Source organism: Stutzerimonas zhaodongensis (genome assembly GCF_003696365.1).
In the GTDB taxonomy this organism is placed as follows: Bacteria; Pseudomonadota; Gammaproteobacteria; order Pseudomonadales; family Pseudomonadaceae; genus Stutzerimonas; species Stutzerimonas zhaodongensis.
In genome coordinates, this window is record NZ_RFFM01000001.1 from 299,893 (window position 1) to 325,923 (window position 26,031).

General features: G+C 62.7%; 16 protein-coding genes. 13 read left to right on the forward strand and 3 right to left on the reverse strand.

Annotation, left to right across the window (positions count from 1 at the left end; translation table 11 throughout):
* Positions 1-554 precede the first annotated feature (554 nt).
* From EA797_RS01370 to EA797_RS01395, 6 genes are all read left to right on the forward strand, one after another.
* The gene (locus EA797_RS01370; RefSeq protein WP_122163402.1) at positions 555-1,520 is read left to right on the forward strand and encodes a TAXI family TRAP transporter solute-binding subunit; all 966 of its coding nucleotides are present in this window, start codon (positions 555-557) and stop codon (positions 1,518-1,520) included.
* Positions 1,521-1,643: 123 nt separating this feature from the next.
* Positions 1,644-4,199, forward strand: coding sequence for a TRAP transporter permease (locus EA797_RS01375; protein ID WP_122163403.1), 2,556 nt, complete (start codon positions 1,644-1,646; stop codon positions 4,197-4,199).
* A gap of 293 nt (positions 4,200-4,492) precedes the next feature.
* Positions 4,493-7,762 (forward strand): exodeoxyribonuclease V subunit gamma, encoded by a 3,270-nt coding sequence (recC, locus tag EA797_RS01380; protein ID WP_122164642.1) that lies wholly within the window; start codon positions 4,493-4,495, stop codon positions 7,760-7,762.
* On the forward strand, positions 7,759-11,307 hold the full coding sequence (gene recB / locus EA797_RS01385; protein ID WP_122163404.1) for an exodeoxyribonuclease V subunit beta: 3,549 nt from the start codon (positions 7,759-7,761) through the stop codon (positions 11,305-11,307). The genes recC and recB overlap by 4 nt, the downstream gene beginning before the upstream one ends.
* A 283-nt stretch (positions 11,308-11,590) precedes the next feature.
* The gene (gene recD, locus EA797_RS01390) at positions 11,591-13,441 is read left to right on the forward strand and encodes an exodeoxyribonuclease V subunit alpha (protein WP_122163405.1); all 1,851 of its coding nucleotides are present in this window, start codon (positions 11,591-11,593) and stop codon (positions 13,439-13,441) included.
* A 126-nt stretch (positions 13,442-13,567) separates the two neighbouring features.
* A complete protein-coding gene (locus EA797_RS01395) occupies positions 13,568-14,011 on the forward strand; it encodes a hypothetical protein (RefSeq protein WP_122163406.1) in 444 nt (147 codons plus the stop codon).
* Here the strand turns inward: EA797_RS01395 and EA797_RS01400 are convergent, their stop codons facing one another.
* Positions 14,012-14,920, reverse strand: coding sequence for an AEC family transporter (locus EA797_RS01400; RefSeq protein WP_122163407.1), 909 nt, complete (start codon positions 14,918-14,920; stop codon positions 14,012-14,014).
* A gap of 174 nt (positions 14,921-15,094) precedes the next feature.
* Here EA797_RS01400 and EA797_RS01405 point away from each other — a divergent pair, with 174 nt between their 5' ends.
* Entirely contained in the window at positions 15,095-16,276 is a 1,182-nt protein-coding gene (locus EA797_RS01405; protein WP_122163408.1) for a GGDEF domain-containing protein, read from the forward strand.
* Positions 16,277-16,297: 21 nt separating this feature from the next.
* Here the strand turns inward: EA797_RS01405 and EA797_RS01410 are convergent, their stop codons facing one another.
* The gene (locus EA797_RS01410; RefSeq protein WP_122163409.1) at positions 16,298-16,699 is read right to left on the reverse strand and encodes an acyl-CoA thioesterase; all 402 of its coding nucleotides are present in this window, start codon (positions 16,697-16,699) and stop codon (positions 16,298-16,300) included.
* Between the two features lie 217 nt (positions 16,700-16,916).
* Between EA797_RS01410 and EA797_RS01415 the strand changes: the two genes are divergently transcribed.
* The 5 genes from EA797_RS01415 (at position 16,917) to phoU (ending at position 23,941) form a co-directional block, all read left to right on the forward strand.
* Positions 16,917-17,885: a PstS family phosphate ABC transporter substrate-binding protein gene (locus EA797_RS01415; RefSeq protein ID WP_122163410.1), complete on the forward strand. Its 969-nt coding sequence runs from the start codon at positions 16,917-16,919 to the stop codon at positions 17,883-17,885.
* Positions 17,886-18,104: 219 nt separating this feature from the next.
* Positions 18,105-20,381, forward strand: a complete 2,277-nt coding sequence (locus tag EA797_RS01420) for an ABC transporter permease subunit (RefSeq protein ID WP_122163411.1) — start codon at positions 18,105-18,107, stop codon at positions 20,379-20,381.
* A 71-nt stretch (positions 20,382-20,452) separates the two neighbouring features.
* Positions 20,453-22,123 (forward strand): phosphate ABC transporter permease PstA, encoded by a 1,671-nt coding sequence (gene pstA / locus EA797_RS01425; RefSeq protein WP_122163412.1) that lies wholly within the window; start codon positions 20,453-20,455, stop codon positions 22,121-22,123.
* Between the two features lie 79 nt (positions 22,124-22,202).
* Positions 22,203-23,033 carry a phosphate ABC transporter ATP-binding protein PstB gene (pstB, locus tag EA797_RS01430; RefSeq protein ID WP_122163413.1) on the forward strand — a complete coding sequence of 277 codons (831 nt, stop codon included), beginning with the start codon at positions 22,203-22,205 and terminating at the stop codon, positions 23,031-23,033.
* Between the two features lie 185 nt (positions 23,034-23,218).
* Entirely contained in the window at positions 23,219-23,941 is a 723-nt protein-coding gene (gene phoU / locus EA797_RS01435) for a phosphate signaling complex protein PhoU (RefSeq protein ID WP_122163414.1), read from the forward strand.
* 135 nt (positions 23,942-24,076) lie between these two features.
* Here the strand turns inward: phoU and EA797_RS01440 are convergent, their stop codons facing one another.
* Entirely contained in the window at positions 24,077-24,991 is a 915-nt protein-coding gene (locus EA797_RS01440; protein ID WP_122163415.1) for a LysR family transcriptional regulator, read from the reverse strand.
* 86 nt (positions 24,992-25,077) lie between these two features.
* On the opposite strand from EA797_RS01440, the gene EA797_RS01445 reads away from it, so the two are divergent.
* On the forward strand, positions 25,078-26,016 hold the full coding sequence (locus tag EA797_RS01445) for a DMT family transporter (RefSeq protein WP_122163416.1): 939 nt from the start codon (positions 25,078-25,080) through the stop codon (positions 26,014-26,016).
* Positions 26,017-26,031: the final 15 nt, after the last annotated feature.

Sequence of the window (26,031 nt, forward strand, 5' to 3'; positions counted from 1 at the left end):
GTTCCGCCACAGTCGTCTTGATCGATACCCAGACTGGCGCATCGCGCATTCCCTGCCATCTCCACCTTTCGGTGAGTTCCCCGGACTACCAAACGGTTCCTGTCTTCTTTGCCTTGGCAAGCGCACACAAAAAAGCGCCAGCATTGATCCATCCTTTGGATAGCCACTGTTGGCGCTTTAGCTCGCACATCGCTGTGTTTGTTAGGCAGCCGCCTTTGCTTTGCGTGATGTCATATTGATATCGCTGAGTCTATCGAGTAGCTCCGGCAATGTCCCACCCCATTGGTCGGGTAATGGCGCTATGACATGCATGTATCTTATACGGATAAATTTACCTGTACAGATATTTGTATAGGTATCGTTGTTTATTGCTCAAATGCGAGCAACCCTGAGTCAGTTGGTGGGTCCCATTCAGGGAGTCGGGAGATGAAGATAGGATTTCGGATGGCGGTCGTGCTGTTACCGACGCAGTGGCCTGCTAGACTCCGGACTTCTCGCCAGGCTCACGAGGTCGGCGGGGCAAATTCCAAAACAACCAATAAAGGAGTGAATCCATGAAAGGCAAATCCTTGGCATGGATATTTTCCGCCGCGTTGGCGGGGACCGGTCTGAGTGGAGTGGCTCAGGCGCAAGAGAAATTCGTGACCATCGGTACCGGTGGTCAGACTGGCGTCTATTACGTGGCTGGCCAGTCGATCTGCCGTTTCGTCAACCGTAATGCCGAAAACCTCAAATGCAACGCTCCGGCCAGCGGTGGCGGCGTGGCAAACGTGAACGGTCTGCGTAGCGGCGAGTTCAACTTCGGCATCATGCAGTCCGACCATCAGTACAAGGCGATGGAAGGTGTGGCGCCATTCGAGAGTGAAGGCAAGATGGACGACATCCGTGCCGTCTTCTCGCTGCAGAGCGAAGTCTTCACCGTACTGGCACGTCGTGACGCCAACATCAAAGGTCTCGACGATCTGAAAGGCAAGCGCGTCAACATCGGCAACCCAGGTTCCGGTCAGCGCGACACCCTTGAAGAGATCATGAAGGAAAAGGGCTGGGACAAATCAGCCTTCAGCCTCGCCGCTGAGCTCAAGCCGGCCGAGCAGGCCAGCGCTCTGGGCGACAACAACATCGATGCCATGACCTACTTCGTCGGTCATCCCAATGGCGCGATCCAGGAAGCCACTACCACTGTTGATGCCGTACTGGTGCCGATCACCGGACCTGAAATCGACAAGCTGCTGGCTGACAAGAGCTACTACACGAAAGCTGAAATCCCAGGCGGTATCTACAAGGGCAATGACAGCGCCACTCAGTCCATCGGCGGCAAGGCGGTGCTCTCTACCACTTCCAAGGTCGACGCCGAAGTGGTTTATCAGCTGGTCAAGTCGGTGTTCGAGAACATCGAGCGCTTCCAGCGTCTGCACCCGGCATTCAAGGACCTGAAGCCGGAAGACATGATCAAGGTCGGCCTGTCCGCTCCCCTGCATGAAGGTGCCGAGCGTTACTACAAGGAACGCGGCTGGATGTAACGGTCCGCTAGCCTGCTGTCTGCATCGGCAGGCTTGCCGTCCGCGGCTCTCGTCTGAAAACCCGTGCGCTTCGTGCCACGGGTTTTCGCGGTTTCCGATACCTGAAAAAACAGGCCCCATTTCATGCAAGACAAAGAACTGTCCACTGAAGAGCTGATCGCCCAGGACGTCGGCGCACGCTCGCCCGTCGGGCTTATGTCCGCGGTGATTGCCGGACTCGCGCTGCTCTGGTCGCTGTTTCAGCTGTGGATCGCCTCGCCGCTGCCTTTCGTATTGGGTTTTGGCGTACTAAATGACACCGAGACTCGCTCGATTCACCTGGCTTTTGCGCTGCTGCTGGCGTTTCTGGCTTACCCGGCGTTCAAGAAATCGCCGCGAGACCGCGTCCCCCTGGTCGATATCGCCCTGGGTCTGGTCGCTGCTGCCACGGCGGCCTATCTATTTATCGCCTATGAACAACTGGCACAGCGTCCCGGCAACCTGACCACCATGGATCTGGTTACCGCCTGTATCGGTATTCCGCTGCTGCTCGAGGCCACGCGTCGCGCGTTGGGCCCGCCACTGGCAATCATTGCTCTGGTTTTCCTGGTGTACAGCGTTGCCGGCCCCTGGATGCCTGGGCTGCTGGCACACCGTGGCGTCAGTTTCACCGCGTTGGCGAACCACCAGTGGATCACTACTGAGGGCGTATTCGGCATTGCGCTGGGTGTCTCCACCAGCTTCGTTTTCCTGTTTGTTCTGTTCGGTGCGCTGCTTGAGCGCGCAGGTGCCGGGCACTATTTCATTCAGCTGGCCTTCAGCATGCTCGGCCATTTCCGCGGCGGCCCTGCCAAGGCGGCGGTCGTGGCATCGGGGATGACCGGCCTGATTTCCGGTTCGTCGATTGCCAACGTTGTGACCACCGGCACATTCACCATCCCCATGATGAAGCGCACCGGGTTTTCCGCGGAAAAGGCTGGAGCCGTGGAAGTCGCCTCGTCGGTCAACGGACAGATCATGCCCCCCGTGATGGGCGCAGCGGCGTTTCTGATGGTCGAGTACGTGGGGATTCCCTACGTCGAAGTAATCAAGCACGCCTTTCTTCCAGCGCTGATCTCCTACATCGCGCTGGTCTATATCGTTCACCTTGAGTCGCTCAAACTGGGCCTGACCGCGTTGCCGCGCGCTAACGTTGCCAAACCCTGGATGCAGAGGCTGATCGGCTTCGCATTCGGTGCTGCGCTGATTTCCGGCCTCTCGCTGGGTGTCTATTACGGGCTTGGCTGGCTGAAACCGGTGCTCGGTGATGCCGCGCTGTGGGTCATCGGCGCGTTGCTGGCACTGGTCTATCTGGGCTTGCTGAAGATCGCCGCAAGCAATCCACCGTTGCCGCACGAAGACCCTGATGCGCCGCTGGAAAAATTGCCGGAAACGCGCCCGGTGCTGCTGTCGGGCCTGCATTTCCTTCTGCCTGTGGTGGTGCTGGTCTGGTGCCTGATGATCGAGCGCCTGTCGCCCGGCCTGTCCGCTTTCTGGGGCTCGGTGATGCTGGTCATCATCCTGCTTACGCAGCGTCCGTTGCTGTCGATGCTGCGCAAGGACGGTACTCATCAGCACGGCAGCTTCATGGATGGCGTTATCGACTTGCGTGAAGGCCTGATCGCCGGCGCGCGCAACATGATCGGCATCGGCATCGCCACGGCGGCTGCGGGCATCATCGTCGGTGCAGTTTCACAGACGGGTGTTGGCCTGGTGCTTGCGGACCTGGTCGAGCTGCTGTCGATGGGCAATCTGCTGCTGATGCTGCTGCTCACAGCATTCCTCAGCCTCATCCTGGGGATGGGCCTGCCGACGACTGCCAACTACATCGTCGTCTCCAGCCTGCTGGCGCCGGTGGTGGTTGCGCTGGGCCAGCAGAACGGCCTGATCGTGCCGTTGATCGCAGTGCACCTGTTTGTCTTCTACTTCGGCATCATGGCTGACGTCACGCCGCCTGTGGGCCTGGCTTCTTTCGCTGCTGCTGCGGTGTCCAAGGGCGATCCGATCAAGACCGGTATCACGGCGTTCTACTACAGCCTTCGAACAGCGGCGCTGCCTTTCCTGTTCATCTTCAATACCGACCTGCTGCTGATCAACGTCGACTTCTGGCATGGGGTTCTGATCTTCATAGTGGCGACCATCGCCATGTTGGTGTTCGCGGCGGGCACTCAAGGCTATTTCCTGGTGCGCAGCCGCTGGTACGAGAGCCTGCTGCTGCTGCTGGTGGCCTTCACGTTGTTCCGGCCGGGTTTCTGGATGGACATGATTCACGACCCGTATCGTGATATCGCGCCGTCCGAGTTGGTCCAGGCCCTCGATGATGTCGAGGAAGACAGCCAGTTGCGCTTGCGCGTCATGGGTGAAAACGACGTCGGTGACCCACGCGAATTCGTGGTGCTACTGGCCATCCCTGACGGAGCAACAGGCCAGGAAAAGCTCGACAAAATCGGCTTGGTTACATTCGAGGATGGCGGCAAGCTCCTGGTTGACAGCGTGACCTTCGGCAGCCCAGCCGCCGAAGCAGGTCTGGAGTTCGATCAGGAGATCTTGACGGTCCGCGCGCCCACCGATCGCTGGCCGAAGGAATACATGTGGATTCCCGGCTTCCTGCTGTTCGGTCTGATCTACTGGATGCAGCGACGTCGCCGCGTAGATAACTGATCCTCCAGCCTGACCAAAGCCCCGACGGTGCCTCGCACCGCCGGGGCTTTTTGTTTGATGACATGAAGCTTGCCTGTCCAGGCCAAGCGTCCGTCCCGGGTATTGCGCCGTTGCCTAACTTCGCGATTCGCTTTACGGCCCTCACGGCTGCGGGCCTGGGCTACGACTCCAGCGCCGCCTAAACGGCACTGCAAAACAGAGCGCCTCGCCGACCAACTGGGTATACCTTCGCACCACCGCTGCGCAACCGGAACTTGCTACCCTTGCCCGCTGATCCAGTCGAAGCCGCCACCATGCTCAGCCTTTACCACGCTCCCGACCTCGAAACCCTTGGCGAACTGGCTACACGCCTGCTTGCCCAGCCGCTCAGCGACCCCTTCGCCCCGGCATTAGTGGTGGTGCCGAGCCAGGGCATGGGCCGCTGGCTGACCCTGGAGCTGGCGCGCAAGCAAGGTATCGCCATGCAGCTGGAGATGCAGCTGCCGGCCAAGTTCGTCTGGGACCTGAGCCGCACCGTTCTGGGCAGCCTGCCCGAGCAGTCGGCGTTCTCCCCGACGACCCTGACCTGGCGCCTCTACGGTTGGCTCTGCGAGCCGGCCAATCTCGAACTCGCGCCGCGCCTGGCGCAGTACCTTGACGGTGGTGACGAGCGCCGTCGATTGTCGCTTGCCGCGAAGATCGCAGACGTTTTCGACCAGTACCTGCTCTATCGCGACGACTGGCTGGCGGCGTGGGAGCGGGGCGAAATGCAGGAACTGGGTCCTGACGAAGCCTGGCAGGCGCTGCTCTGGCGCGAGCTGACAAAAGACGGCCACCCGCACCGCGCACGGCTGCTTGGCGACCTGCTGCAGCGCCTCTACAGCGACGAGCCCTTGCCGGGCCTGCCCGAGCGGCTGCTGGTGTTCGGCATCAGCAGCCTGCCGCCACACCACCTGCGCGTGCTCGACGGGCTGTCGCGGCATATCGACGTGGTGGTCTGCGCGCTCAACCCGAGCCGCGAAGCCTGGGGGGAGATTCGCGATATCCGCGAGCTGGCCAGGCAACCGGAGAGCGGTATCGATGACTGGTATCTGGACGTGGGCCATCCGCTGCTGGCAAGTCTCGGCAAGCAGGGTCGCGATTTCTTCGATTCCCTGTTCAGCCTCACCGCCAGCGAAGGCAGCCAGGAGTTCGGCCTGTATTCCGAAGATGACGACCTCAGCGACGACAGCCTCCTGCACGCCCTGCAGAACGACATCCTGCGCCTGCGCACGCGGCTACCCGATGAGCGCATCACGCTGGCCGAGGGCGACCGTTCTCTGGAAGTGCACATCGCCCATTCGCCGCTGCGCGAGGTGGAAATCCTCCACGATCAGCTGCTGGCGCGCTTCGCTGCTAATCCGGCGCTGTCGCCCGATCAGGTGGTGGTGCTGACACCCGACATCGAACGTTACGCGCCCTTCATCGAGGCGGTGTTCGCCCAGCGCGAGGGCAGCCCGCGGATTCCCTACAGCCTCGCAGACCGCAGCCTGCGGGCCGAAATGCCATTGATCGAGGCTTTCCTTGAGTTGCTGATGTTGGCGCAGAGCCGTTTCGCCGCCGAGGAAATCCTCGCCTGGCTGGAGCAGCCAGCTATCGCCCGTCGCGCCGGTATCGAAAGCGAAGACCTGCCGCTGCTACGCGACTGGCTGCGCGAGGCCGGCGTGCGTTGGGGGCGCGACGGTAGCCAGCGCGTTCGCCTGGGGCTGCCGGACGAATCGGCCTTTACCTGGCGCCAGGGGCTGGATCGGCTGATGCTGGGGTTTGCTGCACCGCCGCAGTTGGCCGGGGACAACGCGCCGCTGCTCGGCGACTACTGGCCTCTGGATGCTCTGGAAGGGGCCCGTGGGCAATTGCTGGGACGACTTGTGGAGTTCGTCGAACGTCTCGGCACACTGGCCGACCAGCTGGCGCGGCCGCGTCCGTTGGGCGAATGGGCGGACGACCTGCAAGTGCTGATCGATACGCTGTTCGACGAGCGCGAGGCCGGCGAGACGCTGCTACTGCTCTCCCAGGCCTGTGCCTCGCTGCGCGATCAGGCCCAGGCCGCCGATCTCACCCGCCCCATCGAGCTGGAGCTGGTGCACCAGCAGCTCAGCGCCGCGCTGCAGCAGGGCAGCGGCGCCTCGGGCTTTCTCACCGGTGCGGTGACCTTCTGCACCATGGTGCCGATGCGCAGCCTGCCGTTCCGAGTGGTCTGTCTGCTAGGGCTGGACGATGGCGCCTTCCCGCGGCGCACACCGCCGTCGGGCTTCGATCTGATCGGCCGCCACCCGCGCCGTGGCGACCGTGCGCGGCGCCTCGACGACCGCTACCTGCTGCTGGAGACGCTGCTCTCTGCGCGCGAGGCGTTGTACCTGTCCTATGTCGGCCGCGACCCGCGGGACAATGCCGTGCTGCCACCGTCGGTGCTGCTCAGCGAGGTGCTCGAGGCGGTGGACATGACCGCCGTGCTGGCCGATGGCGCGCGGCCGGTCAGCCAGAAGATCCTCATTGCCCACCCGCTGCAGCCGTTCTCGCCGCGTAATTTCGGCGAAGCGCCCTGCGCCGGCTTTTCGCTGCCCTGGTTCCGCGCCGCCCAGCGCCTCGCCGAGCCACCCCATACACAGGCGCAACCCTTCGCAAGCCTGCTCGCCGAACCCGACGAGGCCTGGCTGACCATTGAGCCCTCGCAGCTATTGCAATGCTTCCGGCACCCGGCGCGCTTCCTGCTTGAACAGCGCCTGGGCCTGCGGCTGGCCGATGATCAGGAAACGCTCGCCAGTGACGAGCCGTTCGATCTGGAGATGCCGGCCTGGAACGGCCTGCGCCGCCTGTCGCTGCAGGCCATGGAACATGGCTGGAGTGACGAAGAAGAGCGCCGCATGGCCTGTGCAGCGGGTTGGCTCCCCACCGGTGAGCTGGGCCAGGCGCTGTGGGGCAAGTTGCGCGGCCCGGTCCGTGCCTTTGCGCCGCGCCTGTTCGAACTGCGCCCGGACGCGGTGCCCGAGCCGCTGCCGGTGGATATCACCCTGGCCGGTGTACGCGTGCATGGCTGGCTCGACGGCGTGACCCCGGCCGGCCTGTTCGGCTGGAAGCTCGGCCGCTTGGGGGAGTGGGACCTGCCGCCGTTCTGGCTGCGCCATCTGCTGCTCAATCTGTCCGCCACGCCCGGAATCGAGCGCAACAGCCTGATGCTTTCGCCAGCCGGCGACTGGCAGCTTGGACCGCTGGCCAACGCCGCCGAGCTGCTGGAGCCCTGGCTGGCGGCCTATCGCTGTGCGATTCGGGAGCCGCTGCCGTTGTTGCCGCGTAGCAGCCATGCGTTTGCCAAGGGCTACCGCAAGCCGGCCCGTGGTAGCGAGCCGCTCGACTGCGCCCGCAAGCGTGCCCGCGAAGCTTGGCTTGGTGCCGAGTTCAGCCCCATTGCCGCCGAAGCTGAAGACCCCTGGAACGCCTTGGCCTTCCGTGATCGCGATCCGCTGGACGAGCGGTTCGAAATTCTGGCGGAACAGCTGATCGGCCCGGCCCTGGATGCCCTGGCCGATGAGGAGCAGGAAGAATGAAACTCGACCTCCTCGACTCCCCCTTCGACGGCCGCTCGCTGATCGAAGCCAGCGCCGGCACCGGCAAGACCTGGACGCTCACCGCGCTCTATGCGCGTCTGCTGCTGGAGCGCCAGCTCTCGGTGGGGCAGATTCTGGTGGTCACCTACACCACCGCCGCCACCGCCGAGCTGCGCGAGCGCATCCGCGCGCGGCTGGCCGATCTGCTGGCGGTTTATGAGGGCACGCCGAGCAGCGATGACTTCCTCAATCGCCTGCACGCCCGCTATCCGGACGACGCCTCGCGGCGGCGCCTGTTGCTGGCGGTGCACGGGTTCGACGAGGCGGCGATCTTCACCATCCACGGCTTCTGCCAGCGTGCCCTGCAGGACGCGGCCTTCGAGGCCGGCGGCGACTTCGACAGCGAGCTGACCGCCGATGACCGCGAGATCATCGACGCGCTGCTTGCTGATGCCTGGCGCAGCGAACTGGCCGATGCCGATCCGGCCTGGGCGCGTTTCCTCGCCAAGAGCCGGATCACGCCGGTGTGGCTGCGCCAGCGGTTGCGCAGTCACTTGGGCAAGCCTTACTTGCGCGTGGAACCTCAGGACTTGCCGGTGCCAACGGACCTGCGCTCTGTCGAGGCAGCCTGGCAGCGCGCCGCGGCGCTCTGGCAAGAGGCCGGCAAGGCCTGGGTCGCTGAGCTGGTAGCCCATGGCGGGCTGAACCAGAGCACTCACAAGGGCATCAAGTTCACACCATGGCAGGTTGAACTGGACGCCTACTTTGCCGACCCGGCGGTGATGTTCGACCTGCCCGAGGGTGCGGCCAAGTTCGGCGTGCGCGCCCTGAGCAAGGCTTGCAAAAAAGGCTTCGACGCGCCCGTGTGCGAGCTGGCCCATGCACTGGACGAGCTGGCCGATCAGGTGGCCGACGCACTGCCCGCCGGCAAGCAGCGGCTGATCGCCCTTCAGGTGGCGCTGCTCGAGAGGCTCAACCGCGAGCTGCCGGAGCGCAAGGCGGCGCAGCGGCTGCTTGCCTTCGACGATCTGCTCAATCGCCTGGATCTGGCTTTGCAGGGCCCAGTCGGCGATGACCTGGCGGCCTCGTTGCGCGCGACCTATCCGCTGGCGCTGATCGACGAGTTTCAGGACACCGACCCGATCCAGTACGCCATCTTCAACCGCATCTATGCCAAGACAAGCGAGGCTTCGCTGTGCTTCGTAGGTGACCCCAAGCAGGCGATCTATGCCTTCCGTGGCGCGGATTTGGCGACCTACATGACCGCCAAGCAGCAGGCTGATCGCGAACCCTTCAACCTGCCGACCAACTACCGCTCCACGCCTGAGCTGATCGCCGCGCTCAACCAGCTGTTCAAGCATCCGCAGCCGTTTGCGCAACGCGATCTGCAGTACCCGCCGGTGGGCGCCGCCGAGAAGCCGCGGGCCAAGCTGCGCCTGGTGGAGGAGGGCGAAGCCGCGCCACTGTCGCTCGTGTGGCTGGGCGACGATCCGCTGGGCAAAGGCGAGGCCGCGCAGCTGGCGGTGAGCGACACCGCACGGCGCATTGCCCTGCAACTGGCGGGCGCCGGTGAAGGGCGTGCAGGCTTCGACAAGGACGGCGCGTTTACCGCGCTGAAAGGTGGCGATATCGCCGTGCTGGTGGCCAACCATCGCCAGGCCGGAATGATCGCTGATGAGCTGTCTGCCCGCGGCGTGCCCAGCGTTCGCCGTGGGCGCGACAGTGTATGGCGCAGCGAGGAGGCCACGGAGCTCGCGGCGGTGCTCGCCGCCTACGCCGAGCCGGGGCGCGAAGGGCTGCTGCGTTACGCCCTGGCCACGCGCCTGCTGGGCCGCAGCGCCGCCGATCTTGCCCGCTGTCAGGACGATCAGCAGCAGTGGGATGCCGAGCGCGAAGCCGCAGAGCGCTATCACCAACTCTGGCAGCAGCAGGGCTTCATGCGTGTATTCCGTGCCTGGCTAGACGAGCAGGCCGTAGCCGAGCGGCTGCTGGCGCGTGTCGACGGGGAGCGTCGGCTGACCAATCTGCTGCACCTTGGCGAATTGCTGCAAGCTGAAAGCCTGCTGCGCCCGGGGCTGGAGCCGCTGCTGGCCTGGTTCAATGCCCAGCGCGGCAGCGAAGGCGCGGGCGAGGAAGCGCTGCTGCGCCTGGAAAGCGATGCCGAACGGGTGCAGATCGTCACCATCCACACCAGCAAGGGCCTGGAATATCCGCTGGTGTTCTGCCCCTTCCTGTGGGACGGCAAACTGCTCGGCAAGAACCGCGACAGCGCCCGTTGCCACGACGCCGATGGCCAGCCGCTGCTGGACCTGGGCAGCGACGCGCTGCAAGACAACCTCGAACGCGCCCGGGAGGAAGTTTTCGCCGAGCAACTGCGCCTGGCCTACGTCGCACTGACCCGCGCACGTGACCGGCTCTGGCTGCACTGGGGGCCGGTCAATCTGTGCAAACCAAAGAAAGATGGCAGTCTGGCCGATGAAGGCCTGCACAGCAGCGCCCTGGCCTGGCTGCTGCACGGTCGTGGACTTCCAGGCGAGCAACCGCTTACCGAACTGGGCAATCATCTGGCTGACCTCAATGGCGCAAGCCTGCGCCTTGCCGTCGAGCGTCTGGTCGAGGAAGGCAAGGGGAGCATCGCCTGCCTGCCGCTGGAGACCCGCGAAGCCAACGCTCAGGGACCCGGTCGCGCGGCGCCGCCGGGATCATTGTCACAGCTCAATCGAACCCTTTACAGCGCCTGGCGAATCGGCAGCTTTTCGGGGCTCGCCGCCGGCATGCACATGGAGGCGCCGGACCGTGACGCTCTGGCGATCCCCGATGCCGGCGAGCCGGGCAGCGGGTTCTTCGCCTTTCCCCGCGGCGCACGGGCCGGAACTTGCCTGCACGCGATTCTTGAAGATTGGGCACGGGGAAAAGGCGATCTGCCGGAGCTGGTCGAGCCGGCACTGCAGGCTTATGGCTTGCCGCTGGAATGGAAGGACATCGCCACGACCCATTTACAGGGCGTGCTGGAGACTGACCTGGACGGCGCCGGCCTGACGCTTGCCCGCCTGCAATCTGCACGGCGGCTGCCCGAGCTGGGCTTCACCTTCCCGGTGCAGGAACTCGATGTGACGCGGTTGCGTACTCTGCTGACAGACCCTGACTACGGCCTCGCCGCTCCGCTGCGCGAGGCAGCGTCGCGGCTTGAATTCGACAGCCTCAAGGGCTTTCTCAAGGGTTTTATCGACCTGACCTTCGAGCACGATGGCCGTTGGTACATCGCGGACTACAAGTCCAATTGGCTAGGGCCTGATGCGAGCTACTACGGCGGTGAGCGGCTGCTGCAAGCATTGGCGGGCGAGCACTATTACCTGCAATACCTGATCTATCTGGTAGCGCTGCGCCGCTTTCTGCGTCAGCGTCTGGCTGATTTCCGCGACGATCAGCTGGGCGGCGCCTTCTACCTGTTCCTGCGAGGCATGCCCGACGCCGGCGTCTACTTCGCCCGCCCGCGCGACGCGCTTCTCGATGCGCTGGATCGGTTGTTCGAGGAGGAACGATGATGCGCCTCATATTTGCAGGAGCCCTATCTCGCGAAGGGCGATTACCCGCTTGTGTAGGAGTCAGCTTGCTGGCGATCCGGGCGCGTTATAAAAGCATCGCCAGCAAGCTGGCTCCTACGGCCGTACAAGTGTTGTCGCCATATCTTCAGAGGCAGTCGCCAGCGCTTCTGCCAGTTCATTCGCTGCGACCTGCTGCTCTTATAGGAGCCAGCATGCTGGCGATCCAGGGCGCCGGAATAAGTACTGCCAGCAAGCGGGTTTCTGCTGGATCGAGGTCGCAACTATGACGGATCTATTCGAGCTTCCGTTAGGGCCACTGGAGCGTGCCTTCATCGCCAGCCTGCAGCGCCTCGAGCCTGAGACGCCTGATATGGTCCTGCTGGCCGCCGCGCTTTGCTGTGAAGCCCTGGCGTCCGGAGACGTCTGTCTGCCGCTCGAACGCCTGGCCGGCAAGCGCCCCTGGGCTGAGGTCGACCTCAGCCTGCCAGCGCTCGCAACCTGGCGCGCACAACTGGAGGCGTCGCCCCTGATCGGCGCACGCGGCGAATACGCACCCTTGATCCTGGATGGCGACCGGCTCTACCTCGCCCGATACCAGGCGTACGAAGAGCAGCTGGCCGAACAGCTGCTTGCGCGCGCGGCGGATGCGCCAGCCGTGGACGAAAGACAATTGAGCGACAGCCTGGCCCGGCTATTCGCTTTCAACCGGCAAAGCCCCGATTGGCAGCGGTTGGCCGCCGCGCAGGCGGTACGCCGGCGCCTGGCGGTGATTTCCGGCGGCCCCGGTACCGGTAAAACCACCACCGTGGTGCGCCTGCTGGCAGCGCTGCTGGAACAGCCAGGCGGCGAGCGCCTGGCCATCGGCCTCGCCGCGCCCACCGGCAAGGCCGCCGCGCGCATGGCCGAAGCGATCCGCAACGCCAAGGCCGAGCTGCCGGTCAGCGATGCAGTAAAAGCAGCCCTGCCCGACGAGGCGCGCACACTGCACCGCCTGCTTGGCAGTCGCGGCGACAGTCCCAAGGTGCGCCACGATGCAGCCAAACCCCTGGCGCTGGACGTGCTGGTGGTAGACGAGGCGTCGATGGTCGATTTGGCGTTGATGGCCAAGCTGGTCGCAGCGCTGCCGCCGAAGGCGAGGTTGATTCTGCTAGGCGACAAGGACCAATTGGCGGCGGTTGAAGCAGGAGCGGTCTTCGCCGAGCTTTGTGAGGGTCGCGGTTTCGATACCCAGGCAGCGGCCGATCTGCAACGCATTACCGGGCAGCATGTACCGGTCGAGACGCCCCGTTCGCGCCTGGGTGATGCGGTGGTGCTCCTGACCCACAGCCACCGATTCGCCGGTGACAGCGGCATCGGCGAGCTGGCGCGGCGGATCAACGCCGGCGATGCCAAGGGCACCGTCGCGTTGCTGCAGGAAGGCCGTGCGGATCTCGCCTGGAATGAGACGCCCAGCCCCGCCGCACTGATCGAGCGACTGGAGCAGGGCTATTCGCCCTATCTGCAGGCCGCACGCCAGGCTGATCCATCCGCTGCCTTCGAGGCTTTCAACGGCTTTCGCGCGCTGACTGCCCAGCGCGAAGGCGCCTTTGGGCTCACCGGCATCAACGAAGCGCTGGAGGCACGTTTCAAGCGCCGCCTCGGCGTGCCGGCCCGCGAGCGCTGGTATCCCGGCCGCGCGGTGATGGTCCGGCAGAATGACTACGCGCTGGGCCTGTTCAACGGTGACATCGGCCTGTGCCTGAAAACCGAGCAGGGACTGCGCGTGTTCTTCGAGGGCGACGACGGTTATCGCGGCTTCGCACCGGCGCGATTGCCGAGCCACGACAGCGCCTTCGCCATGACTGTGCACAAGAGCCAGGGCTCGGAATTCACCGAGGTGCTGCTGGCGCTCCCCGAACAGCCCAGCCCCCTGTTGACGCGCTCGCTGTTCTATACCGGCATCACCCGCGCCAAGCGCAAGGTCGAGATATGGGCTTTGCCGGCGCGGCTGGCCGAGGCGGTCGTTACTCGTGCCGAACGGGCGGCTGGGCTGGCCGAGCGGCTGGGCGCGGACGAAGCAAAGGGCAGCGTCGAAGTCCGCACCATGCCAAAGCCGGCGAGCGAGCCGGCGGGTGATCAGCTCAGCTTGTTCTGATCGTGCACTGCTGCGCGAAGCCGACATGATCGCGGCTCATCACGGGGTGTTTCGTGACGCGGTTGCATGTACGAGCGGCGGTTTTCTGGTCCGATGATCGCTCGTCGAGGCGATACGGAACACGTGATGAAGAAAACCTTTCTGGTGAGCTGGGCCCTGCTGAGCCTGTTGCTGATTGGCCTCGTACTGCGTGAGCTGTGGGTCGACCCCTCATTCGCCAGCGTTTTCGCGCTAGGGATGGCCGGGTATTACAGCTTTTGCTTTTTCAAGCTCATCCTTGCTGCCTATATGCCGTGGGGGTTGCTTGGGTCGTATCGTCGGGCAGGTTACTGGCTTTGTCTCATCCTGCTGCCGATGACATTGATCCCGCTGCATTCAGCCTACGAGGTCTGGGTGCGCGGCGCTTACGTTGCAGCCCAGACCTCACGACGTACCGCTGTGCTGCAACAGGTGCTCGGATGGCTGCAGGATGCCATTGGATACCTCGGCCCACTGTTGGCGCTTGGCGCGTTCGGACTGGGTATGGCCGTTGTGCTGCTGCGCCTGCTTCGCGGTCAGGTCGCGCGCTGATCAGCCGTTGAGCAGCGTGAGTACCAGCGGCAGGCTGGCGGCGGCGAGCAGTGTTTGCAGGGTGATGATGCCGGCCATGAGATGGCTGTCGCCGCCGAGCTGACGGGTCAGCACATAAGCAGTGGGCGCGGTGGGCAGGGCGAAGAACAGCACGATGATGGTCGTTTCCATCGACGGCAAGTGGAGCAGTCGAGCCACCGCATAGGCCAGTAGCGGAACCGCCAGCAGGCGCAGCGCGCTGTTCCAGCCGAGTGCAGGGATTTCTCCACCGAGCTGCTTTGGCTTCAACGCGGCGCCGACACAGAGCAGGCCCAGCGGCAGGCTCGCAGCCGCGAGCAGGTTCAACAGGCGATCCGTACCGCCGGGCAGACCCAGACCCGAGAAATTGACCAGGGCGCCGGTCAGGCACGCGAGGATCAGAGGGTTCTTCAATATCGGCAGTAGCAAAGAGCGTACGCTGACGCCGCGCTCGGCTGTCAGCGCCCATACGGACATCACATTAACCGTGGGCACCATCAACGCGAGCATCAGTGCAGCCAGCGCCAATCCCTCCTTGCCGAACAGGCTGCCAACCGCAGCGAGCCCCAGATAGGTGTTGAACCGCAGCCCGCCTTGGGCGAAGGCGCCAAAACGGGCGGCAGGCCAGCCGCGTAGCCGCTTCATGATCAACAACACGCCCCAGGCGACGCCGAGCCCCATCATCACCGCGGCAGCCAGGCGGGGGAGGGCTGGATTGTCCAGCGGTGCGGTAGCGAGACTGCTGAACAGCAGTGCCGGAAACAACACGAAATAGTTGATGCGTTCTGCGCCCGGCCAGAATTCCTCGCTGGGAAAAGCGCGCAGGCGCAGGAAGTAACCCGCGACAATGAGTGCGAACAGCGGCCACAGGGCAAGAAGAAGGGCAGTCACGCGGATACATCCAACAGTGCAGGTTTTCAGATAGTGGAGCGTCCAATCGACGGCGGCAAGGGTTGCAGGTTGCCTATTTAGCTTGGCGCGGATGGGAAGAGCACGTTCATCGGGAAGTCAAGCGCAATGATGTCCAAGTGATATCATCGTCCCGCCCGAACATGAGCTATTGCGATGCTTTCCCTAGAACACCAGTCTGCCGAAGATTTTCGGGACACGCCCTATGGCAGGCAGCTGCTCGCGGGGTTTCGCCGATTGCTCTTTGCCCCTGAGCTGGAGCGCGAGTTTCGGCGCTATCTGGGTTATCAGGCAAGGCTGGCGCAGTTGATGGGCGCATGCCTGCTGTTGCTAGTGGTCGGTGGCTATCTGTACGTTGAACGCCGGCTGTTCGCCCACTCCGAGCCGCAGTGGCTGCGTGAATTGACGCTATTGCGCGTGCTGCAGATGGCCCCAGGCGTCGCAATACTGATCATGACGCTCTTTCACCGCCGGATCCGGCTGATCGCCAACCGGTTGTTTCCAGTCTTACTGGTGCTGGTGGGGACCATCGCAGCGCGGATAGACATCCAATACGAGATCCTGCAGCCGGAACTGGCCTTCCGCTACGGCGCCGGGCTGTTGATCGTATGCTCGTTCTTTTTTCTCGGGATAACCTTCTGGCGAGCGCTGGCGAGCGCGGCGGCGATCGTGCTCTTCGACGTTATGATGGCCGCTTTGATCCTGCCTTCCAATGAAATGCAGGTTCACTGGATTTCGGTCAGCTACTACGTGCTGTTGCTGGTTATCGGAGCGATCAGTCGCTACATCCATGAATACTCGCAACGCGAGCAGTTCCTTGTGCGCAAGCTACTCGGTTGGGTTGCGCAGCACGACTCGATGACGGGGCTGGCCAACCGGCGCAGCTTCGACACCGCGCTGAAACAGGTCATGTTGCAGGCGCGTCGGGACCATCAGCCGCTGGCTCTTTTGTTGCTCGATCTCGACAACTTCAAGGCTTACAACGACAACCTTGGCCACCCGGCTGGCGATGCACTGATCCGCAATTTCAGCGACTTGCTGGGCAGCTTTTCCCGGCGGCCGATGGATCTGGCTGCGCGCGTTGGCGGAGAGGAGTTCGCCTTGCTATTGCATAACTGCGATGCCAGGTCGGCGCAGGCGATAGCGGGGCAGATCTTGTCGGCGCTGGCCGAGCGAGCCATGCCGCATCCAGCGTCTCCCCAGGGTGCGTTCGCCACAACGAGTATTGGTATTGCGGTCTGGAAGCCAGGACAGACTGCAGAGCAGCTATATCAAGCCGCTGATGCTGCCTTGTACGGCGCCAAGCAGGCTGGCAAGAATCGCTATCTGATGAGCTGATTCGGCGCAGCAGGGCCACTCCTAGCGGCGAGGCGTCACCGGGCGTGTGCGACCGCTGCCGTCGATGGCGACGAAGACGAACACTGCTTCGGTGACCTTTCGCCACTCACTGGTCAATGGCTCATCGCTCCACACTTCTACCAGCATCCGGATCGAGCTGCGCCCGACATCCAATGTCTGCGTATAGAAGGAAAGCTGCGCCCCCACCGGCACCGGGACCATGAAGGCCATTCGATCGATGGACACGGTAGCGACTCGACCGGCAGCCACACGACTGGCCATAGCAGTGCCAGCCAAATCCATCTGCGAGACCAGCCAACCCCCGAAAATGTCGCCGAAACCGTTGGTCTCGCGCGGCAGCGCGGTCAGCTGCAAAGCCAGGTCGCCCTGGGGGATTGGATCTTCCTGTTCAAATTCTTTCATTGGTTGGACCCGCGGCGCGTTTGTTGTTTTGGCGCGAAAAGCCCGCAGTAGTGCGGGGCGGGCCGAGTATAGCGGCTGTATGGGCTGTCAGCGACAAAGCTGGCCTAAAGTCAGCATCGTCACCTTATTGTCATATTCCCTTCATAGAGTATTCACACGGCCTGCAGACAATGGCCCCCGTTCCAAACACTGACACACCCCTTGCTAGGAGCATGGAATGAAACTGAATCGTTTGATGGCGGCCCTGACCTTTGTTGCCGCTGGTGTTGGCGCTGCTAACGCAGTTGCCGCGGTTGACCCGGCTCTGCCGAGCTATGAGAAGACCTCCGGCGTTTCCGGCAACCTGTCCAGTGTCGGTTCCGACTCCCTGGCCAACCTGATGACCCTGTGGGCCGAAGACTTCAAGCGTAGCTACCCCAACGTCAATATTCAGATCCAGGCAGCCGGTTCTTCGACCGCACCGCCGGCTCTGACTGAAGGCACGTCCAACATGGGCCCAATGAGCCGCCCGATGAAGGACAACGAAATCCAGGCCTTCGAAGAAAAGTATGGCTATAAGCCGACTGCGGTCCCGGTTGCCATCGACGCCCTGGCCGTGTTCGTGCACAAGGACAACCCGATCAAGAGCCTGGACATCGAACAGGTTGACGCAATCTTCTCCAGCACCCGTCTGTGTGGCGGCGAGCAGGACATCAAGACCTGGGGTGACGTTGGTCTGACTGGCGAGTGGGCTGGCAAGCCGATTCAGCTGTTCGGTCGTAACTCGGTGTCCGGCACCTACGGTTACTTCAAGGAAGAAGCCCTGTGTAAAGGTGACTTCAAGTCCAACGTGAACGAGCAGCCAGGCTCCGCGTCGGTGGTGCAGTCGATCTCCAGCACCCTGAACGCTATCGGTTACTCGGGTATCGGTTACAAGACTTCCAGCGTACGCGCCGTTCCTCTGTCGAAAGGCGGCGAAGCCTTCGAAGCCAACGAAGAGAACGCTCTGGCTGGCAAGTTCCCGCTGTCGCGCTTCTTCTACGTCTACGTCAACAAGGCGCCGAACAAGCCGCTGAGCCCCATCGACGCCGAGTTCATGAAGCTGGTGCTTTCCAAGCAGGGTCAGGAAGTCGTGGTCAAGGACGGCTACATCCCGCTGCCGAAGAAAGTGGTCGACAAGACCATGCAAGAGCTGGGTCTGAACTAAGACCTTAATGGCAGCCTCGCGGCGCCTGCCGCGAGCTGACTAGAGACGCCCGCCACGCCATGCGCGCTGGTGGGCGTCGTCGTGTCACCCCTCTGTAATTTTTCTGTCACACAGCTGCATTAAATTAGGCGCCCGACCGGCCATCAAGCCTGGAAACGACTCGCGCCACTACGGCGCAGCAGTTCGGTTTTAAACGGCCTGAGCGGCCAGGACCTTCGCATGAACGATATCGAGACCATGAGCGCGAATTCCGATGTGCAACGGCTGGACTTCAATACCCCGGCGCTGCAACGCAAGCGCCGCATCCGCGCGCTGAAAGACAACCTGGCGCGTTGGTACGTCTCCATCGGCGGCCTCGCCGTGCTAGGCGCGATCTGCCTGATTTTCTTCTATCTCGCCCAAGTCGTTACGCCCATGTTCCAGGGCGCCGAACTGGAAGCGCGTGAAGCCCAGCAGCCAGCCTGGTTAGCCACTTCCGGTGAGCCGCTGTTACTAGCGGTGGAAGAGCAGAACCAAGTCGCCTTGCGCCTCGGCGATGACGGCATGGTTCGCTTCTTCAGCCTCAGGACGGGAGAGTCTCTGCGCACCGTAGAGCTGCCATTGCCGGCCGATAGCCGCATCGTATCGGTGGGGCAGGACACGCCCGGCAACCGCAGAATCGTTATCGGCCTGGACAATGGCCAGGTTATGGTCCTGGAGCACAACTACAAGGTCACCTACCCCGAAGGCAAGAAAACCATCACGCCGCAGCTGGACTACCCGTTCGGCGAACAGCCGCTGAACCTGGACCCGCAAGGGCGTCCCGTTCAGCACGCAGCCATCAGCCTCAACGGCAAGACCCTGATGGTCGCCGGCGCAACCGACGGCGCGCTGCATGCCTTGAAGATCGCGTCGAGCGAGAACCTGCTGACCGGCGAAGTCACTCTGGAAGAGGAGCGCATGGAGCTTCCGCAGCTCTCCGAGCCGATCAAGGCGCTGCGCATCGATCCACGCCACATGTGGATGTTCGCGGTGAGTGGCCGTGCCAGCGTCGATGTCTTCGACCTGCGTCGCAAGCAGCTCAACGGTCGCTACAAACTGCTCGCAGGCAAAGGCGAAATCACCACGGTTGCCTCGTTGCTTGGCGGCATCTCGCTGATGGTCGGCGACTCGGCCGGCGGCATTGGCCAGTGGTTCATGGTTCGCGGCAACGACGGCCAGGCCGAGCTGAAAAATGTGCGTAACTTCAAGCTCGACGGCCAAGCGATCAGCCAGATCATTCCGGAAGAGCGTCGCAAGGGCTTTCTCGCCCTCGATAGCGCCGGCACCTTGGGCATTTTCCACAGCACCGCGCATCGCACACTGCTGACCGAGCAGGTCGCAGAGGGCGCGGCGGTCGCCGCCATGTCGCCGCGAGCGACCCGTCTGCTGGTTGAAGCGGGCGATCAGCTGCAACGCTTCGTCATCGACAACCCGCACCCGGAGATTTCCTGGAGCGCACTCTGGGGCAAGGTCTGGTACGAAAGCTATCCAGAGCCTGACTACATCTGGCAGTCGACTTCTGCGACCGGTGACTTCGAACCCAAGCTGAGCCTTTCGCCACTGGCGTTCGGTACGCTGAAAGCCGCCTTCTACGCGATGCTGCTGGCGGCCCCGCTGGCCATCTGCGCTGCGTTCTACACCGCGTATTTCATGGCTCCGGCGCTGCGCCGCAAGGTCAAACCGGTCATCGAACTGATGGAAGCCCTGCCGACGGTAATCCTGGGCTTCTTCGCCGGACTGTTCCTCGCTCCTTATCTGGAGAACCACCTGCCGGGCATTTTCAGCCTCTTGCTGCTGATGCCGGTAGGCATTCTGCTGGCCAGCTGGATCTGGAGCCGACTGCCCGAAGGTTTGCGCCTGAGCGTCCCGGATGGCTGGGAAGCGGTGTTGCTGATCCCTGTGATCCTGTTCGTGGGCTGGGGCTCGCTGGCAGTCAGCGGCTACCTGGAGAACTGGTTCTTTGGCGGCGACATGCGTCTGTGGCTATCCAATGAAATGGGTATCCCCTTCGATCAGCGCAATGCCCTGGTCATCGGGCTGGCGATGGGCTTCGCCGTGATCCCGACCATCTACTCGATTGCAGAAGACGCCGTATTCAGCGTGCCGCGCAGCCTGACACTGGGTTCGCTTGCCCTTGGTGCTACGCCATGGCAGACGCTGACGCGCGTGGTGCTGCTGACGGCCAGTCCGGGCATTTTCTCCGCGCTGATGATCGGCATGGGCCGCGCCGTGGGCGAGACCATGATCGTGCTGATGGCCACCGGTAACACGCCGATCATGGAAGCCAACATCTTCGAAGGCATGCGCACCCTGGCGGCCAACGTAGCGGTTGAAATGCCTGAGTCAGAAGTGGGCAGCACGCACTACCGCGTCCTGTTCCTGGCGGCGATGGTGCTACTGATATTCACCTTCGTCATGAACACCCTGGCCGAGCTGATCCGCCAGCGCCTGCGTCGCAAGTACGCCAGCCTGTAACACGAGCCACGCCTTAGGGCACCGACGCAGCCGATTGTGGCTAAGAAAGATTTCGACAAAGGTATCGATCCGTGAAAAAGGATTCGCTGAAAACCTGGATCAAGAGCGGCACACCCTGGATCTGGATGAACGCCGGCGCCGTGTCCATCGCCGTCATCATGACCCTCGGCCTGCTGGCGGTGATCGCCGTACGCGGCCTCGAACACTTCTGGCCGGCTGATGTGATCGTCAGCGACTACCGGATTCCCGGTGCCGAGCCGCGGGTGATGGCTGGCGAGATCGTGCAAGCCGAAGAGGTGCCGCGTGCGCGTCTGGCAGCCAGTGGGTTGCCGGTGGACGTCGAAGGCGGCGAGTTCATGACCCGCGAGCTGCTCAAGGTGGGTAACCGCGAGGTCTATGGCGCGGACTTCTCCTGGGTGATCGGCGAATGGCTGAGCAACCCTCGCAGGCCGGTTGATCTGGTCGCGCTGGAGCGTCGCGAGTGGGGCAACTTCTATGGCGAGCTGCTGAACGTCAAGGAAAACGGGCAACTGGTCGCCGAGGGTGATGCTGCCTGGGATGAACTGCAGAAACGAATCAGCCGTATCGACCAATTGCATGCACAGCTGTCGCGCTTGGAAAAGGTCGACATTGGCCGGATCAACCATGGTCTCGAACGGTTGCGTTTGAAGACTCGCAAACTGGAACTGAACGACCAGCTCGATGCCGCAGCTCAGGCCGATCTGGACGCCGAGCGTGCCCAGTGGGACGCCGAATACAAGGCGCTGGAGGGCGAGCTGACGTCGCTTTATCAAAGCGTCAATCGCGACAGCATCACCATGCGCACCATGGATGGCCAGGAAAAGGAAATCACCCTCGGCAAGATCGTGCGTGCCTACCGTCCTAATGCCATGTCGACAATGGACAAGATGGGCTTTTATTTCGCCAAGGTATGGGAGTTCGTCAGCGACGAGCCGCGTGAGGCGAATACCGAAGGCGGTATTTTTCCGGCGATCTTCGGTACCGTCTTGATGACCATCATCATGGCGATCATCGTCACCCCGTTTGGCGTCATTGCGGCGGTATACCTGCGCGAATACGCCAAACAGGGCGTGCTCACCCGCATCATCCGCATTGCCGTCAACAACCTCGCTGGCGTCCCCTCGATCGTCTACGGTGTGTTCGGCCTGGGCTTCTTCGTCTACGTGCTGGGTGGCTCGCTCGACCGCATCTTTTATCCTGAAGCGGCGCCAGCGCCGGTATTCGGTACACCGGGCCTGATGTGGGCATCGTTGACTCTAGCCATTCTGACCCTGCCGGTGGTCATCGTCGCCACCGAGGAAGGTCTGGCGCGGATTCCGCGGATTCTGCGTGAAGGTTCGCTGGCGCTCGGTGCGACCAAGTCCGAGACGTTGTGGAAAGTGGTATTGCCCATGGCCAGCCCAGCCATGATGACCGGCCTGATCCTGGCCGTGGCACGGGCCGCTGGCGAAGTAGCACCGCTGATGCTGGTCGGCGTGGTCAAGCTGGCACCGAGCCTGCCGCTCAACGGTAACTATCCTTACCTGCACCTGGATCAGAAGATCATGCACCTTGGCTTTCACATCTTCGACGTCGGCTTCCAGAGCCCCAACGTCGAGGCGGCGCGGCCGCTGGTCTATGCGACCGCTTTGCTGCTGGTGATCGTCATCGCGACACTCAACCTCAGTGCAGTCGTCATTCGTAACCATCTGCGCGAAAAATACAAAGCGCTCGACCACTAATAGCCGACAGACACCGTTGGAGGCCGGGGCAGCCCATCGCAGCCCGGGCTTCTAGCCTCCAGCGATACGGAGACATCTCATGTCACAAGCAAAGACGCATACCATCGACATTTCGGCGCTGGGTCGTGACAAACGCGCGCTGAACCTGGCTAACGAACCCGTCGCCATCGAAGTACCCGACCTGAGCCTTTACTACGGCGAGAAACAGGCGCTTTACAACGTCAGCATGAACATCCCGCGCCAGCGCGTGACTGCATTCATCGGCCCGTCCGGCTGCGGCAAGTCGACCCTGCTGCGCTGCTTCAACCGCATGAACGACCTGGTGGACGGCTGCCGCATCGAAGGTGCCATCAACCTCGACGGCACCAACATCTACCGCAAGGGCGAGGATGTTGCCGACCTGCGCCGTCGTGTTGGCATGGTGTTCCAGAAGCCCAACCCGTTTCCAAAGAGCATCTACGAAAACGTGGTTTACGGTCTGCGCATACAGGGAATCAAGCAAAAGCGCGTGCTCGATGAGACCGTCGAATGGGCACTCAAGGGTGCGGCACTGTGGGAGGAAGTGAAGGATCGTCTGCACGAGTCGGCACTGGGTCTTTCCGGTGGTCAGCAGCAGCGCCTGGTAATCGCCCGGACCATCGCCGTGCAGCCTGAAGTTCTGCTGCTCGATGAACCCAGCTCGGCTCTCGACCCGATTTCTTCCCTCAAGGTCGAGGAGCTGATCTACGAGCTCAAGGCCAAGTACACCATCGTCATCGTGACCCACAACATGCAGCAGGCCGCGCGCGTGTCCGATTACACCGCGTTCATGTACATGGGCAAGCTTATCGAGTATGGCGATACCGATACGCTGTTCACCAATCCGGACAAGAAGCAGACGGAAGACTACATCACCGGCCGCTACGGCTAGTCTGGCCATGTCAGAGCGCGCCAGGCGGCGTCGGCGGAACTTGCCGTACAAATCGTACTGTCTGCGTTCCGCCTCCTTGCCTGGCACACTCTGCCCAAGCCCAGACGGGTTGGCGTGGTATCCATTTTTTTCAGGTGCGCTGCGCACCAGTGCCGCGTAGCGGCAGTCTCCTCGGAGCGAACACGATGATCAGCAAAGACAGCCATACCCAACACATCTCTCAACAGTTCAACGCCGAGCTGGAAGAGGTACGCAGTCACCTCCTGGCCATGGGCGGCCTGGTGGAGAAGCAGGTCAACGATGCGGTCACCGCGCTGATCGAGGCCGATTCAGGACTGGCGCAGCAAGTGCGAGACGTGGATGACCAGATCAACCACATGGAGCGCGATATCGACGAGGAGTGCATCCGCATCCTCGCGCGCCGTCAGCCGGCTGCATCAGACTTGCGCTTGATCATCAGCATCTCCAAGTCGGTCATCGACCTGGAGCGCATCGGTGATGAGGCGACCAAGATCGCCCGCCGTGCCATCGAGCTGTGCGAGGACGGCGAGTCGCCACGCGGCTACGTCGAGGTTCGTCATATCGGTGATCAGGTGCGCCGCATGGTGCAGGAGGCGCTCGACGCCTTTGCTCGCTTCGACGCCGATCTGGCATTGTCGGTGGCGCAGTACGACAAGACCGTGGACCGCGAGTACAAGACCGCTCTGCGCGAGCTGGTTACCTACATGATGGAAGACCCTCGCTCTATTTCCCGCGTCCTGAGCGTGATCTGGGTGCTGCGTTCGCTGGAGCGTATCGGTGATCACGCACGCAATATCGCCGAAATGGTGATCTACCTGGTGCGCGGGACCGACGTACGCCACCTCGGCCTCAAGCGCATGGCTGAAGAAGTCGCCAAGCGCGACTGATCGTTCTTGCGGAAACGGTGGGTCCTGATACTGCCCTTGGTGGGCTGAAGCCCACCATTAATCGCTGCTCGGCGCTCTGCTTACCGTACCGCTAGAGGCTGAACGCCGCATTAGTCTTCCCAGGACGCGTGGCGCTTAGCTCGTTGGCAACGCCTCGCTGAGGTAATCGATCAGCACCCGCTTCTTGGGCGGCAGGTGCTGGTTCTGTCGCCACAACAGCCAGGCCGCACCCTGATACGAGCCGGTGTAGCGCCACTGCGGCAGCACTTCGCGCAAGCGTCCCTCCGCCAGCGCTTGCGCCGAGGTGAATTGCGGCAGCACCGTGATACCGACATCCCCCAGCGCCGCTTCCAGTCGCGCTTCGCTGTGGTTGCAGATATAGCGACCGCGCACCGTCACTACTTCGTGCTGATCACCGTTGCTGAAATGCCAGCGGTTGTCGCCACTGTGTTCACCCAGAAAGATGCAGCTGTGCCTAAGCAATTCCTGCGGGTGCTGCGGCATGCCGTGCTGTTGCAGATATTGGGGGCTCGCGCAGAGCAGCTGGCGTACCGGCCCAAGCGGTTTGCCGGCGAGGCCTTCAGGCGGTTGATCGGTGACCTTCACCAGCAGGTCGAAGCCATCCTCTATCAGGTCAGGGCTCTGATCGCTGATGTGCAGTTGCACGTCGACATCGGCATAACGGCGCAGGAAATCCGGTATCAGCGGACTGATGACGAACTTGCCATAGGCCTTGGGCACGCTCAGGCGAACCAGGCCGCTCGGTCGGCTCATCAGACGTTCGCCAATGGCCAGCGCTTGATCGGCCGCATCGAGCATTGTTCGGCAATGGTCGTAGAACTCACTGCCGGCTTCGTTCAGGCGCAGCTGCCGCGTGGTGCGCTCCAGCAGGCGTAACGACAGCTCCTGCTCCAGCCTCGCCACCTGGCGGCTTACCGCCGACGCGGTAGTACCGAGCTGCCGGGCGGCGGCGGAAAAACTTCCAGCCTCCACTACGCGTACGAATACCGCCATGCCAGGCAGCAAGGCGAGCTTTTCATTTGTTCTCATAGCGAACAAGTCCTTTGCCTAATCAGCGGATTATCAACCTCAAGGTATCAACGGACAATCAGCTCTCTAACGAGTTGGTGATAGGTATGCAGAACTGGCGCGATGCGGCACAACGCAACCTCTGGCTGGCCGATGCCATGCTGTTGATGGTGGCGATCATATGGGGTAGCAGTTATGCGGTGGCCAAGCAGGCGCTATGGTTCTATCCGGTGCTGGGCTTTCTGGCGATTCGATTTGGCCTGACCTTCGTCCTGCTCGTGCCGCAGCTGCGAGGAGATGGGCGGCGGGCGATTCGACCCGGTTTGCCACTGGGGCTGGTGATGTTGTGCATCTTTCTCTGCGAGACCTGGGGCGTGATGCTCACGACGGCCAGCAATGCTGCCTTTCTCATCAGCCTCTGCGTAGTGTTCACGCCTTTCGTGGAGTGGGCCATGTTGCGCCAGCGCCCGAGCAATCTGTTGTTCGCCGCATGCTTGATGTCGCTTGCTGGCGTCTGGTTGCTGACAGGTGGGATGGCCATATCACTCAACCTCGGCGACGGGCTGATGATTGTCGCAGCAGTGCTGCGTGCCATTCTGGTCTGCCTGACGCGGCGGCTGACAGCCGATCGCGAGGTTCCACCATTGGCACTGACGGCGGTGCAGAGTGGGGTGGTGGCGGCTGGTTGTCTGGTACTGGGCCTCTCGCTGCCGGGCGGCTTACCGGCCTTGCCGCAGAGTCCGGCGTTCTGGGCTGCAGCGCTTTATCTGGTGGGCTTCGCGACCTTGTTCGCGCTCTACGTGCAAAATCTGGCGCTCGGCCGCACCAGCGCAACGCGGGTGTCTTTATTGATGGGTTCCGAGCCGCTTTTCGGCGCGCTTATCGCCGGGCTCTGGCTGGAGGAGCGATTGACGCTGACGCAATGGTCCGGCGGCCTGTTGATAGTGGTGGCGACGCTGGGCACCTTGCGTTTCGGCCGGGCGATGGCGCCGACCGTGGGCGAGAGCAGAGCGCAGACCGCCCATCCAGGCGCGTCCGTGAATTAGGGGAGGAAACACTTT

Bases quoted from the DNA above. Each gene is read 5' to 3' on its own strand.
- EA797_RS01370 (WP_122163402.1), top strand. From the start codon at position 555: ATGAAAGGCAAATCCTTGGCATGGATATTTTCCGCCGCGTTGGCGGGG.
- EA797_RS01375 (WP_122163403.1), top strand. From the start codon at position 1,644: ATGCAAGACAAAGAACTGTCCACTGAAGAGCTGATCGCCCAGGACGTC.
- recC (WP_122164642.1), top strand. From the start codon at position 4,493: ATGCTCAGCCTTTACCACGCTCCCGACCTCGAAACCCTTGGCGAACTG.
- recB (WP_122163404.1), top strand. From the start codon at position 7,759: ATGAAACTCGACCTCCTCGACTCCCCCTTCGACGGCCGCTCGCTGATC.
- recD (WP_122163405.1), top strand. From the start codon at position 11,591: ATGACGGATCTATTCGAGCTTCCGTTAGGGCCACTGGAGCGTGCCTTC.
- EA797_RS01395 (WP_122163406.1), top strand. From the start codon at position 13,568: ATGAAGAAAACCTTTCTGGTGAGCTGGGCCCTGCTGAGCCTGTTGCTG.
- EA797_RS01405 (WP_122163408.1), top strand. From the start codon at position 15,095: ATGCTTTCCCTAGAACACCAGTCTGCCGAAGATTTTCGGGACACGCCC.
- EA797_RS01410 (WP_122163409.1), bottom strand. From the start codon at position 16,699: ATGAAAGAATTTGAACAGGAAGATCCAATCCCCCAGGGCGACCTGGCT.
- EA797_RS01415 (WP_122163410.1), top strand. From the start codon at position 16,917: ATGAAACTGAATCGTTTGATGGCGGCCCTGACCTTTGTTGCCGCTGGT.
- EA797_RS01420 (WP_122163411.1), top strand. From the start codon at position 18,105: ATGAACGATATCGAGACCATGAGCGCGAATTCCGATGTGCAACGGCTG.
- pstB (WP_122163413.1), top strand. From the start codon at position 22,203: ATGTCACAAGCAAAGACGCATACCATCGACATTTCGGCGCTGGGTCGT.
- phoU (WP_122163414.1), top strand. From the start codon at position 23,219: ATGATCAGCAAAGACAGCCATACCCAACACATCTCTCAACAGTTCAAC.
- EA797_RS01440 (WP_122163415.1), bottom strand. From the start codon at position 24,991: ATGAGAACAAATGAAAAGCTCGCCTTGCTGCCTGGCATGGCGGTATTC.
- EA797_RS01445 (WP_122163416.1), top strand. From the start codon at position 25,078: ATGCAGAACTGGCGCGATGCGGCACAACGCAACCTCTGGCTGGCCGAT.